Genomic DNA, 12,372 nt, shown 5'->3' with positions numbered 1-12,372 from the left:
GTGTGCCGCCCGCGCCGGGTCCGGTGCGCGCTCAGGTCGCCAGTACCCGGCCGGTGGTCTGCAACGGCAGGTCACAGGTCCTGTCCGACTCCCCCGGCCGTCTGATCCACAGGTGGGCGCCCACGCTCTGGACGCCGGTGTCCGTCGTGGGCGGGCTGCCCGATCCGCGGCCCGGCGGATTGCACCACGCATCGACGCCTGTGCAGGGGTGCAGGGGCCGTTGACGTTTCGACCTCTGTCGACGACGAAGTGCGCGCCACCGCCGAGCGCGTCCGCCACGCGTCGTCCGTACGACGGGACTGCCTGCCGCAGCGCGCGGGCCGGCCAGGACACGTCAGTGATCCAGCCGGGGTTCCCGGCGTCGACGCGGACCCGAGCCCATGCCGTCTTACGTCGTACGTCGTGAGCAGCAGCTCTGTGCCCGGTCTGGTCCGGTCATGTTCCGACAGCCCGCCGCCGTCAATTCCGGCCGGCCCCCTTCGACTCCCATCCCGACTCGCGCACCAAAAACCCCTCCGCCCGCGTTTCCGCAGGTCGGAGGGGTTATGTGGAGTGGAGCCTAGGGGAGTCGAACCCCTGACATCTGCCATGCAAAGACAGCGCTCTACCAACTGAGCTAAGGCCCCGGGAGGAGATACGTCCGCCGGAAGAACCGCGTACCGGTGGGCGTCGCAGACCAGAGTACCGGGTCACCCCGGGTATTCCGCAAAATGATTAGGGCTCCCCGCGAACGACCACTCTCCGTAAGATGCTCGGCGTGGTTCGCTGTCGCGAACCACGGTTTTTTTGGGGAAGCGATGGGGAGACGCACATGGACGCCGCACAGCAGGAAGCGACCGCAAGAGCGCGGGAGCTTCAGCGGAACTGGTACGGGGAGCCGCTGGGGGCGCTCTTCCGTAAGCTCATAGATGACCTCGGCCTCAACCAGGCTCGTCTCGCGGGGGTACTGGGACTGTCCGCGCCGATGCTGTCACAGCTGATGAGCGGTCAGCGGGCGAAGATCGGCAATCCCGCCGTGGTCCAGCGCGTGCAGCTGCTGCAGGACCTGGCGGGGCAGGTCGCCGACGGCAGCGTGAGCGCGGCCGAGGCGACGGAGCGCATGGACGAGATCAAGAAGTCGCAGGGGGGCTCGGTGCTCAGCAACACCACGACCACGACGAGCAGTTCGGGTGCGCCGACGGTCAAGCGGGTCGTCCGCGAGATCCAGTCGCTGCTGCGCTCGGTGGCCGCCGCCGGAGACATCATCGACGCGGCCGACAGCCTCGCCCCGACCCACCCGGAACTGGCAGAGTTCCTCCGGGTCTACGGAGCCGGCCGCACTTCCGACGCGGTCACGCACTACCAGTCCCACCAGAGTTGAGCCGTCCGCCCGGCAGCCGGAGGGGGTTCGGCAGCCGGGCCGAGGGCAGTACGGGAGCCACGGGGGAGCGCGAGGGGGTCGCGCTCCTCACCGGGGACTGACACACGGGGGTGTGTCAGCCGCCGAGGAGACGAGGAACACGGGGCCGTATCTCTCATCCGGGAGGCCACGAAGGGTCGTATCGCTCATCAAGGGGGAAGCAACGGGGGTAAGCGCAGGGGGAGGAGCGACGCACAGCCATGGGTGAGGTGTTCGCCGGCCGGTACGAGCTGGCCGATCCGATCGGACGCGGAGGCGTCGGCGCCGTCTGGCGTGCCTGGGACCATCGGCGCCGCCGCTATGTGGCCGCCAAGGTCCTGTTGCAGAGCGACGCGCACTCCCTGTTGCGCTTCGTCCGCGAACAGGCCCTGCGGATCGACCACCCCCATGTCCTTGCGCCCGCCAGTTGGGCCGCCGACGACGACAAGGTCCTGTTCACCATGGACCTGGTCGCCGGCGGTTCGCTCGTCCACCTGATCGGGGACTACGGCCCCCTGCCACCCGCCTTCGTCTGCACCCTGCTCGACCAACTCCTCGCCGGGCTGGCCGCGGTGCACGCGGAAGGCGTCGTCCACCGCGACATCAAGCCCGCCAACATCCTGCTCGAAGCTACCGGCACCGGGCGCCCCCGGCTGCGCCTGTCCGACTTCGGCATCGCCATGCGGCTGGGCGAGCCGCGCCTGACCGAGACCAACCTCGTCGTGGGCACGCCCGGCTATCTGGCCCCCGAGCAGATGATGGGCGCGGAACCCGACTTCCCCGCCGACCTGTTCGCCGTCGGCCTGGTCGCGCTGTACCTCCTGGAGGGCGCCAAGCCCGACGCCAAGGCACTCATCCAGTACTTCGCCGCCCACGGCACCCCCGGCGCGCCCCAGAGCGTCCCCGAGCCGCTCTGGCAGGTCGTGGCCTCGCTCCTCCAGCCGGACCCCCAGGCCCGCTTCCGCACCGCCACAGGCGCCCGCAAAGCCCTCGCCGCCGCCAGGGAGCTCCTCACCGAACCCGGCCCCGACGACGAGTCGATCGAGATCTTCGACCAACTCGGGCCCCTGCCCCCGGGGTTCGGCCCGGAGGGGCCGTTCAAGCGGGCACCGGGGGTGGATCCGAGCAGGACTCGGCCTGGAGACACCGGGGCGGGGGGAGACACGCGCTTCCGGACCGGTGACGGTAGTGGGCCGCCTTCGGGGAGCAGCGAAGGCAGCGGGGTACCGTACGGGCGCGCTGGGGCTGGTGGGGTGCCGTCCGGGGTTGGTGGACAGAGCGCAGCGCCGCCCGCAGCCGGTGGAGGAAGCGCGAATTTCGACGCGCGTGGCGGAAGCGGCGGTTCTCCCTGGCCCGGTTACGAGGCCGGTGCCGGTGCCGGTGCTGGTTCCAGTTCTGGTGCTGGTGCTGATCCCGGTGACGTGGGTGGGGTGCCTTCCTGGCCCAGCGGGGGGAGCGGCATGGCTTCCCGGCCCGGGGAGGCTGGTGGAGCGTCCTCCTGGTTCGGCGAGGGGAGCGAAAGGCCTTCCCGACCGCAAGAGCCGAGTGAGGCGTCTTCCCATCCCGGTGGAGCGCACAGGGCGACTCCTCGGCCCGGCGAGGGAAACGAGTCGTCCTGGCCCGGGAAGGGAAACGAGGAGTCCTGGCAAGCGGCAGAAAACACAGCCGCCCGGCCCGGTGAGGGAGATCCACAGCCCTGGCCCGGTGAGTCGAGCTCGCCTTCCTGGCCAGGGCAAGCGAACCCGGCGCCCTGGTCCGAGCACGCCAACCCGCCGTCCTGGCCCGCCGGGACAAGCCTCCCGCCCGCCCCGGGTGCCGTCCCGCCCTCCCCAAGTGCCGTCCCCTTCGGTCCAGGTACCGATGCCCCGTCCGCCCATGCCGGCACCGGCGCATCCTCCCCGACCACCGACCCGGGAACGGACTCCAGGACTCCCTGGGCCACGCACCACACCCCGCCCGCTCCTACCCGGCCTGCCCGGCCGCCCTCGACGTCGGACACCGGCAGCTTCCATCTGCCACCGCCCCAGCCCCCCGTCCCGCCGGAGCACCAGCAACAGCCCTACCACCACAGTCCACAGGCGCAGGCCCATTCCTCCTACGCCTCCCCCAGTGACCCCACACCCCCCACTCACGTCCTGCCCTCCCCCCAGCCGCACGCCTCACGCTTCCCCACGCAGGCTCCGAAGCCGATCCCGCACCAGTCCCGTGCCGATGCCTCTACTGCTTCGTACACCGCTCAGAGCCCGCAGGTTCCACGTCCCGCCCGGGCAATTTCGCGAGCACGCCGCAGCGGACCGCCCGCCAAGGTGGCGATCCCCCTCCTGCTGCTGGCCCTGGCCTGCTACGCCGTGGGGTTCTGGGCGCTCACCCAGATCTGAGAGCCCGGAATCCCGGAGGAACCTGGCATCCCGGAGGAACCCGCCATCCGGAGCTGCCCTCGCAACGGGGCACCACGCGGTCCTGCATCACGCGCCCCCCTCACGTCCCCGGGTAGATCACGTGCCCACGGTTCCGGTCAATGTGCCCACGGTTCCCAGCCGCCCGAATGCCTGGATCGCGCACAAGCCGCAACGCCGCGCAATCCGAAGCCCGTGCCCGGTGCCGGAGGGCCAGGCTCCAGGCGCCCCGCAGTTGAAGCCCACCCGCCCGCCGGCGCCCGAGCCCCGCCGCCTCACACCCTCGCCGCCCTCCGCCGCCCCACCACGGTCCACACCCCGAGAACCACCAACACCACGGTTCCCGCCCCGATCCCTCCGACGGCCACCAGCTTCATCCCGGCGTCGGCGCCCCCAGCGCCGTCGCCGTCCTCCGCAGCCGTCCCGTCCACAGCGTCCGACCCCCGCCCAGCAGTCCCGACCTGGAAGATCCCCAAGGGCTCGGACTGCCCCGCGTACCCGGGTCCTCCCGTCGCCTCCCCCTTCACCCGCACCCGCAGCGTCAGCCCGAGCGGTCCGTCGCCGAACTCCTCGCCCACCCGCGCGGCGAGATGCACGACGAGGTAGTAGGACCCGGCGAACCGCATCCCGTTGACCCGGTCGGAGACGGCGTACCGGTTGGCGTACCCGACCGGCGGCAGGGCAGCCAGAGCGCCCGACTTCCGGCTGCCGTTGTAGCTGATGCTCGTGGCGTCGACGAGCCCGCGCACGGGGTTGTACAGGGCCAGATTCACGGCACCCGGCACGAAGGCGCTCCCGCTCGGCCCGCCGTCGCTCGAACTGCTCAGACCGGCGGTGGCGTACAGCTGCTGTCCCCAGCCGACCGGCACCTTGTAGAACAAGGTCTGGCCCGGCCGTATGTCATCCCGCCAGACCCCCTGCTCCAGCGCGGTCGCCGGACCGAAGCCCGCACCGCCCCGGAGCTGTGCGGCCGCGCCACCGGGAGGCGAGGGGGTGGCTGAGTCCCAGGCCTCGGGGGCGCTGGTCGAACCTGCCTGACGCAGCCGCGGTTCCCGCACGGGCGAGAGTTCCAGGTCCCAGGTGTCCGGTGAGGACTCGGTGCGCAGTACCCGTTCGACGACGACGTAGTACGTTCCGGAGCCCTGGCACAGGGACCGGTTGGACGGCAGTACACGCGCACCCCACGCGGTGAGGGGGCGTGGGCTGCGGCCGGAGCCGATGGTGGCGGTGTCCGGCGCGGAGCAGGAGTGACCGTCGGCGTCCTGCACGGACACCCTGACGCCCTCCGTGGCGGTGACCGCGGCGTCCGTCGGAGGTACGGCCGTGGCGGCGACGTACACGGTCGACGTGCCGTCGAGTTCGAGGCGGTAGCGGACCTTGCCGGCGCTCGGCAGCGAACTCCGGTAGATCGTGCCGGGTTCGAGGAGTTCGGCGTCCGCGGTACGCACCGCCCCTGTGACCGACGGGGCGCCCTCGGCGAAGGCGTACGAGGAAGAGGCAGAGCTCGAAGGAGAGGCGGAGGCGGACGTAGAGGAAGAAGGAGAAGGAGAGCCGGAGGCGGCGTGGACAAGGGCCCCGGGCGCACCGGCCACCGCGCCCAGCACCGCCCCCACGACGGCCGCCCGCCACCACGCCGTACGCCGCCCCATCCCGCGCCACCCCTCCGTGCCCGCGCCCAAGCTTCTACGGCCGTCCGCGCGACGTGACCATGACCGACCGCCTGTACGACATGACCTGGTCGGCTCGCAGCCGACAGTTCGCACAGCCGACCGTGGCCCATCCTGCCCCGCCGGACCACCGTCCACCCTCGCAATCCGCACGGCCGTCCGAAACCCCCACCCGGCCCGGCCCCAGGCAACACAAAACCCCGACCGCAACCACGGCCGGGGTCTGCTCAGAATCGAATCTCGTTACTCACGAACCCGTGGGCACGGAGTCAGTTGCCTCCGTCCACAGATCCTGCTCGGCGCGATCCGCCTGGATCTGGCGGTACACGAGGAGCCCGCCGATAGCGGCCAGTGCGACCAGGAGAAGCTTCTTCACCGCGCGACCTCGTCTTTCCTTGACGTTGGGGACCTCTGGCGCCCGACTATACACACCGACCGATACCGATCGGTGACCTGCGTCGGGCCCTCAACTCCCGTCCGGGACAGCCCAGTAGATGCGGAATAAGCACCTCCGATCAGAGGGTGATCACATCTCCACGGAAGGTCACTTCGGCCTCTATCGCCCCGCTTCTTCTCATTTTCTACCGATGTACACCCATCCGTGTGGTGTTCATCTGAAGATCGACGCGCCACAGGCGCCGGTCCGTGCTTTCGCGGCGCATATACACATCATGAGGAAAGTACGCAAATCGCCCAAGCCGAAAGTGAGGGACCATGGCCCAGATCAAGGTCATGAAGTTGTGGACCGCCGTCATCACCGCCTTCCTCGCGCTGTTCACCGCGCTCGGACTCATCACGACCACCGCCGCCGCGGCTGTACCGCAGACCCAGCCGGCCCGCAACAGCGCCGCCGTGCACCCGGAGCCGCCGGCGGTGTCCCCGGCACTCTGGTCGCACCCTCGATCGCTGCCTCCCACGATGAAGCAGCGCATCCGGGCCGAGGCCCACGGCAAGACCCCCCACTGCCGCCACCGCTCCCCCGCGGACACGGAGAACGACGCGGCCACGGCGGCGACCGAGGCTCTGGCCGACCGCGCCGCCGACGCCCCTCTGGACCACTGACAGTGCGGAAGCGCAGGTGCCACCGCTCACAGACCCGTGACGCAGTGGCGGACCCGAGTACACCACCACCCGCAAACGCACCGGGAAAAGCCGAAGACCCCCAACCGGAATCGGCTGAAGGTCTTCGTGGTGGTGGGGCTAACAGGATTTGAACCTGTGGCCTCATCCTTATCAGGGATGCGCTCTAACCAACTGAGCTATAGCCCCGCCGCGCTCTGCGGGGTGTGTCCCGCGCGCTGACTCCTGAAGATTAGCGCACGACGTGGGCAGTCCCAAAATCGGTTAGCCGAGGACCGCCCCCACAGGTTTGAAGCAGTGGTTACTCGTCTTCGGCCAGCGTCAGTTCGACGCCGCCGACGAAGCCAGCGGAGAGGTTGTAGATGAACGCGCCGAGAGTCGCGAGTGCCGTCGCGAGGACGACGTCGATGACCGCGATGATCGACGTGAACGTCAGGACGTTCGGCAGGGAGAGGAACGCCTGGAGGTCGAAGCCGTTCGACTCGTTCGAACCGGTCGCCTCGGAGATCGTCCCGCCGACCGTCGAGAAGACACCCATCGCGTCCATGACCATCCACAGCACGGCGGCCGCCACGATCGTGCAGATGCCCAGGGCGATGGAGAGCAGGAAGCTGACTTTCATGACGGACCACGGGTCGGCCTTGGCCACCCGCAGACGTGCTTTGCGCGTACGGGGCGTGGTGCGCGCACCGGTGCGCGGGCGGCGTACGGCACCCGCCGGGGTGGCCTGTGCCGGGTAGGCCTGCGGCGGGTGGTACGGACCGGCCTGCTGCTGCGGCTGCCGTTCGCCCGGCAGCGGAGAGGGCGACTGCGGATGTGCCGCAGGCTGGGGCTGCGGCTGAGCCGCCGCCTGCGGCGGTGCGGCGGGCGCCGTCGGCCGGGCCGGCGGCTGGGTGTCCGTCACAGGTCCCCCCTGGGATCCATGCGTCTCGGGCGAGCGCGGCTCCGTCGCGGGAGGCTTGATCGCCTTGAGTTGAGTCGTGTGCGTATCCGTCGTGTGCGTTTCTGTCGCACGCGCGGCAGAGCCACGGCCGCCGCCGTCCGCCCCCGTGCCGGGGGAAGACCCCGTAGAGGTTCCGGTCGATCCGGCGCCCGTGGCTCCGCTCACGATGATTCTCTCCTCGTGCTACTCGACCGAGGGTGCCTCACCCTCGTCCGTGCCGATGGTCTCGGCGGCATCCTCGGCGGTCTCGTCGTCGGCCACATCGCCGTCGACCTCCTCCGCCTCCCGTCCCGCCTCGGCGTTACGCGCGATGCCGACCACGGCATCGCGCTTGCCCAGGTTGATCAGTTGGACGCCCATGGTGTCACGGCCCGTCTCCCTGACCCCGCTGACTCGCGTACGAATCACACCGCCGGACAGCGTGATGGCGAGGATTTCGTCGCTCTCCTCGACCACCAGCGCACCGACGAGTGATCCACGATCCTCCACGATCTTGGCAGCCTTGATACCGAGGCCGCCGCGACCCTGGACGCGGTACTCGTCGACAGGGGTCCGCTTCGCGTACCCGCCGTCCGTAGCAGTGAACACGAACGTACCGGGTCGAACAACATTCATCGAGAGGAGCTCGTCACCTTCACGGAAGCTCATGCCCTTGACACCCGAGGTCGCACGGCCCATGGGACGCAGCGTGTCGTCCGATGCGGTGAACCTGATCGACTGCGCCTTTTTGCTGATCAGAAGCAGATCACTGTCGGCCGAGACGAGTTCGGCTCCGATCAGTTCGTCGTCCGAACCGTCCTCGCGCTCGCGCAGGTTGATGGCGATGACACCACCGGAACGCGGAGAGTCGTAATCCTTCAGTGACGTCTTCTTGACCAGACCCGCCTTCGTCGCGAGCACCAGGTAGGGCGCCGCGTCGTAGTCGCGGATCGCCAGGATCTCGGCGATCGCCTCGTCCGGCTGGAAGGCCAGCAGGTTCGCGACGTGCTGGCCACGCGCGTCCCGTCCGGCGTCCGGCAGCTCGTACGCCTTGGCCCGGTAGACGCGGCCCTTGTTGGTGAAGAACAGCAGCCAGTGGTGCGTGGTCGACACGAAGAAGTGGTCGACGATGTCGTCTTCCTTGAGCTTCGTACCGCGTACGCCCTTGCCGCCGCGCTTCTGCGAGCGGTAGTCCTCGGTCTTGGTGCGCTTGACGTAACCGCCGCGCGAGATGGTGACGACGATGTCCTCTTCGGCGATCAGGTCCTCGATGGACATGTCACCGTCGTAGGGCACCAGCATGGTCTTGCGGTCGTCGCCGAACTTCTCGACGATCGCGGCCAGTTCCGCACTGACGATGCCGCGCTGGCGGACCGGCGAGGCCAGGATCTCGTTGTACTCGGTGATCTTCGCCTGGAGTTCGTCGTGCTCCTGGATGATCTTCTGGCGCTCCAGGGCGGCCAGTCGGCGCAGCTGCATCTCGAGGATGGCGTTGGCCTGGATCTCGTCGATCTCCAGGAGCTCCATCAGGCCCCCGCGCGCGATGTCGACGGTGTCGCTGCGCCGGATCAGCGCGATGACCTCGTCGATGGCGTCCAGGGCCTTCAGCAGGCCGCGCAGGATGTGCGCCCGCTCCTCGGCCTTGCGCAGCCGGAACTTCGTACGCCGGACGATGACCTCGATCTGGTGCGCCACCCAGTGCCGGATGAACGCGTCGAGCGAGAGGGTGCGCGGGACGCCGTCGACGAGCGCCAGCATGTTGGCGCCGAAGTTCGACTGCAGGTCCGTGTGCTTGTAGAGGTTGTTCAGTACGACCTTGGCGACCGCGTCCCTCTTGAGCACGATGACCAGGCGCTGACCGGTACGGGAGCTGGTCTCGTCCCGGACGTCCGCGATGCCGCCGACCTTGCCGTCCTTCACCAGGTCGGCGATCTTCTGCGCGAGGTTGTCGGGGTTGGTCTGGTACGGCAGTTCCGTGACCACCAGGCACTGGCGGTTCTGGATCTCCTCGACCGCGACGACGGCGCGCATGGTGATCGAGCCACGACCGGTGCGGTAGGCCTCCTCGATGCCCTTGCGGCCGACCACCAGGGCGCCGGTCGGGAAGTCGGGGCCCTTGATGCGCTCGATGAGGGCGTCGAGCAGCTCCTCGTGGCTCGCTTCCGGGTTCTCCAGGTACCACTGGGCGCCGGACGCGACCTCGCGCAGGTTGTGCGGCGGGATGTTGGTCGCCATGCCGACCGCGATGCCGGCGGAGCCGTTGATCAGCAGGTTGGGGAACCGGGCCGGCAGGACCGTCGGCTCCTGGGAGCGGCCGTCGTAGTTGTCCGTGAAGTCGACGGTCTCCTCGTCGATGTCGCGGACCATCTCCATGGACAGCGGCATCATCTTGCACTCGGTGTACCGCATCGCGGCCGCCGGGTCGTTGCCGGGAGATCCGAAGTTGCCGTTGGAGTCCACCAGCGGCATCCGCATCGACCACGGCTGCGCGAGGCGGACCAGCGCGTCGTAGATCGAGGAGTCGCCGTGCGGGTGGTAGTTGCCCATGACGTCGCCGACGACGCGGGCGCACTTGTAGAAGCCCTTCTCGGGCCGGTAGCCGCCGTCGTACATGGCGTACAGGACGCGGCGGTGGACGGGCTTGAGGCCGTCCCGGACGTCCGGCAGCGCACGGGACACGATGACGGACATCGCATAGTCCAGGTACGAACGCTGCATCTCCGTCTCGAGCCCGACGGGCTCGACACGCATCACGATTTCGCCGCCCTCTTCAGGGGCGATGGGAGTGTTCTCGTCGGCCATTGCTGGTGAAGATCCTTCCTGGCGCGGTCAGCTGAGACCGACTCAGATGTCGAGGAACCGGACGTCCTTGGCGTTGCGCTGGATGAACTGGCGGCGGGCCTCGACGTCCTCGCCCATCAGGACGGAGAACAGGTCGTCGGCCTGGGCGGCGTCGTCCAGGGTGACCTGGCCGAGGACGCGGTGCTCCTGGTCCATGGTCGTGATGCGCAGTTCCTCGGCGTTCATCTCGCCGAGGCCCTTGAAGCGCTGGATGGAGTCCTCACGGATGCGCTTGCCACGCTGCCGGCCCATCTCGATCAGCGCGTCGCGCTCGCGGTCCGAGTACGCGTACTCGATGTCGTCCCGGCCCCACTTGATCTTGTACAGCGGGGGGCGGGAGAGGTACACGTGCCCGGCCTCGACCAGCGGCCGCATGAAGCGGAACAGGAAGGTCAGCAGCAGGGTGGAGATGTGCTGGCCGTCGACGTCGGCGTCCGCCATCAGGATGATCTTGTGATAGCGCAGCTTCGCGATGTCGAAGTCCTCGTGGACTCCGGTGCCGAAGGCCGAGATCAGCGCCTGGATCTCCTGGTTCTGCAGGATCTTGTCGATCCGCGCCTTCTCGACGTTCAGGATCTTGCCGCGGATCGGGAGGATCGCCTGGTACTCGGGGTTTCGGCCGGACTTGGCCGAACCGCCGGCGGAGTCACCCTCGACGATGAAGATCTCGCACTTGGTCGGGTCGTTCGACTGGCAGTCGGAGAGCTTGCCCGGCAGGGACGCCGTCTCCAGCAGGCCCTTGCGCCGGGTCAGGTCGCGGGCCTTGCGGGCCGCCACGCGCGCGGTGGCCGCCTGGATGCTCTTGCGGATGATGTCCGCGGCCTCGACGGGGTTGCGGTCCAGCCAGTCGGTGAGGTGTTCGTAGACGACCTTCTGGACGAAGGTCTTCACCTCGGTGTTGCCCAGCTTGGTCTTGGTCTGGCCCTCGAACTGCGGCTCGCTCAGCTTCACCGAGATGATCGCGGTCAGACCCTCGCGGATGTCGTCACCCGTGAGGTTGTCGTCCTTCTCGCGGAGCAGCTTCTTGTCGCGCGCGTACTTGTTGACGAGGTTCGTCAGCGCCGCACGGAAGCCCTCCTCGTGGGTACCGCCCTCGTGCGTGTGGATGATGTTCGCGAAGGAGTAGACACCCTCGGTGTAGCTGCTGTTCCACTGCATCGCGACTTCGAGGGAGAGGAGCTTGTCCTTGTCCTCGGCCTCGAGGTCGATCACGGTGGGGTGCACCACGTCGCCCTTGCGGGAGTTGAGGTACTTCACGAAGTCGACGATGCCGCCCTCGTAGTGGTACTCGACGGTCTTGACCTCGGCCTTGTCGTCGGCGCCCGCCTCGTCCGCCCCGGTGGTGGCCTTCGCCGACTCGCGCTCGTCAGTGAGTTTGATCCTCAAACCCTTGTTGAGGAACGCCATCTCCTGGAAGCGCCGGGAGAGCGTCTCGAAGGAGTACTCGGTCGTCTCGAAGATGTCGCCGTCGGCCCAGAAGGTGACCGACGTGCCGTGCTCGTCCGTCGCCTCGTGCTGGGCCAGCGGAGCCGTCGGGACACCCAGCTTGTAGTCCTGCGTCCAGCGGTAGCCGTCGGTCTTGACCTCGACGGCGACCCTGCTGGACAGGGCGTTCACCACGGAGACGCCGACGCCGTGCAGACCACCGGAGACCGCGTAGCCGCCGCCGCCGAACTTGCCTCCCGCGTGCAGCACCGTCAGCACGACCTCGACGGCCGGCTTGCCCTCGGAGGGGACGATGCCCACCGGGATACCGCGGCCGTTGTCGATGACGCGGACGCCGCCGTCGGCGAGGATCGTCACGTCGATGGTGTCCGCGTGCCCGGCCAGCGCCTCGTCGACGGAGTTGTCGACGACCTCCTGCACCAGGTGGTGCAGGCCACGCTCACCGGTCGAGCCGATGTACATACCGGGTCGCTTGCGGACCGCGTCCAGACCCTCGAGGACGGTGATGGCGCTGGCGTCGTACGAGGCGGTGACCTCGCCGTTCGACGAGGTCGCCTCGGCGTCGGTGGACGGGATGTTCTCGTTGGGGTTGCCGGAATCGGCCACGAAGCGCCCTTTCTGGCACAGCACGAGCCAGGCTCG

9 protein-coding genes and 2 tRNA genes are annotated in these 12,372 nt (G+C 68.9%); 3 read left to right on the top strand and 8 right to left on the bottom strand.

The window, feature by feature from the left end:
• Positions 1-31: 31 nt before the first annotated feature.
• Positions 32-328, bottom strand: coding sequence for a glycoside hydrolase family 6 protein (locus ACZ48Z_RS22475; RefSeq protein WP_468737835.1), 297 nt, complete (start codon positions 326-328; stop codon positions 32-34).
• Positions 329-553: 225 nt separating this feature from the next.
• Positions 554-626: transfer RNA gene (locus ACZ48Z_RS22470), tRNA-Ala, on the bottom strand.
• 185 nt (positions 627-811) lie between these two features.
• Between ACZ48Z_RS22470 and ACZ48Z_RS22465 the strand changes: the two genes are divergently transcribed.
• Both ACZ48Z_RS22465 and ACZ48Z_RS22460 read left to right on the top strand, forming a co-directional pair.
• Positions 812-1,360, top strand: coding sequence for a helix-turn-helix domain-containing protein (locus ACZ48Z_RS22465; protein ID WP_328748744.1), 549 nt, complete (start codon positions 812-814; stop codon positions 1,358-1,360).
• A gap of 239 nt (positions 1,361-1,599) precedes the next feature.
• Positions 1,600-3,756: a serine/threonine-protein kinase gene (locus ACZ48Z_RS22460; RefSeq protein ID WP_468737636.1), complete on the top strand. Its 2,157-nt coding sequence runs from the start codon at positions 1,600-1,602 to the stop codon at positions 3,754-3,756.
• Between the two features lie 293 nt (positions 3,757-4,049).
• Here the strand turns inward: ACZ48Z_RS22460 and ACZ48Z_RS22455 are convergent, their stop codons facing one another.
• Together ACZ48Z_RS22455 and ACZ48Z_RS22450 are read right to left on the bottom strand one after the other, a co-directional pair.
• Positions 4,050-5,423: a hypothetical protein gene (locus ACZ48Z_RS22455; protein WP_468737635.1), complete on the bottom strand. Its 1,374-nt coding sequence runs from the start codon at positions 5,421-5,423 to the stop codon at positions 4,050-4,052.
• Positions 5,424-5,688: 265 nt separating this feature from the next.
• The gene (locus ACZ48Z_RS22450; protein ID WP_003999697.1) at positions 5,689-5,817 is read right to left on the bottom strand and encodes a DLW-39 family protein; all 129 of its coding nucleotides are present in this window, start codon (positions 5,815-5,817) and stop codon (positions 5,689-5,691) included.
• A 338-nt stretch (positions 5,818-6,155) separates the two neighbouring features.
• On the opposite strand from ACZ48Z_RS22450, the gene ACZ48Z_RS22445 reads away from it, so the two are divergent.
• On the top strand, positions 6,156-6,503 hold the full coding sequence (locus ACZ48Z_RS22445) for a DUF6344 domain-containing protein (RefSeq protein WP_468737634.1): 348 nt from the start codon (positions 6,156-6,158) through the stop codon (positions 6,501-6,503).
• Positions 6,504-6,633: 130 nt separating this feature from the next.
• Here the strand turns inward: ACZ48Z_RS22445 and ACZ48Z_RS22440 are convergent.
• From ACZ48Z_RS22440 to gyrB, 4 genes are all read right to left on the bottom strand, one after another.
• Positions 6,634-6,710, bottom strand: a tRNA-Ile gene (locus ACZ48Z_RS22440).
• 112 nt (positions 6,711-6,822) lie between these two features.
• Positions 6,823-7,629 carry a DUF3566 domain-containing protein gene (locus tag ACZ48Z_RS22435; RefSeq protein ID WP_468737633.1) on the bottom strand — a complete coding sequence of 269 codons (807 nt, stop codon included), beginning with the start codon at positions 7,627-7,629 and terminating at the stop codon, positions 6,823-6,825.
• An 18-nt stretch (positions 7,630-7,647) separates the two neighbouring features.
• On the bottom strand, positions 7,648-10,245 hold the full coding sequence (gene gyrA / locus ACZ48Z_RS22430; RefSeq protein WP_468737632.1) for a DNA gyrase subunit A: 2,598 nt from the start codon (positions 10,243-10,245) through the stop codon (positions 7,648-7,650).
• A 42-nt stretch (positions 10,246-10,287) separates the two neighbouring features.
• On the bottom strand, positions 10,288-12,360 hold the full coding sequence (gene gyrB / locus ACZ48Z_RS22425) for a DNA topoisomerase (ATP-hydrolyzing) subunit B (RefSeq protein ID WP_468737631.1): 2,073 nt from the start codon (positions 12,358-12,360) through the stop codon (positions 10,288-10,290).
• Positions 12,361-12,372: the final 12 nt, after the last annotated feature.

This window comes from Streptomyces sp. NPDC031225, from assembly GCF_055570355.1.
Note: the sequence above shows the minus strand (reverse complement) of the source record. Positions and strands in the feature narration are given on the sequence as shown.